Raw genomic sequence first — 310 nt, 5'->3', positions numbered from 1 at the left:
GGGGCGGGGGTGGTGGCGGCGCCGGCGGGAGCGGCGGCCACGCCGGTAGCGGTGGGGCTTTCGCCGGCGGCGACGGGATCGGCGGCATCGGCGGCACCGGCGGCTCCGGTGGCACCGCCACCACCGAAACCGGCGGCAACGTCGTCGCCAAGGCAGTTGGTGGCCTTGGTGGCGGCGGCGGCGCCGGCGCACCCGGTGGCGGGTCAGGCACGGGCGGCGGCGGTGGCGCCGGCGGCACCGCGGTATTGCAAGCTGCCGGCGCCGGAGGCGGGGGCGGAGGCGGAGGCGCCGCGTACGCCGGCGGCGCCGC

At 81.9% G+C, this 310-nt stretch carries 1 protein-coding gene; it reads left to right on the top strand.

Annotated elements, in window-relative coordinates; genetic code table 11:
• Positions 1-310: hypothetical protein (locus tag AO501_RS40785; protein WP_197419920.1), on the top strand; the 310-nt coding region annotated here is incomplete at both ends.

Origin of the sequence: Mycobacterium gordonae (genome assembly GCF_001417955.2) — a bacterium.
Lineage (GTDB): Bacteria > Actinomycetota > Actinomycetes > Mycobacteriales > Mycobacteriaceae > Mycobacterium > Mycobacterium gordonae_B.
Note: the sequence above shows the minus strand (reverse complement) of the source record. Positions and strands in the feature narration are given on the sequence as shown.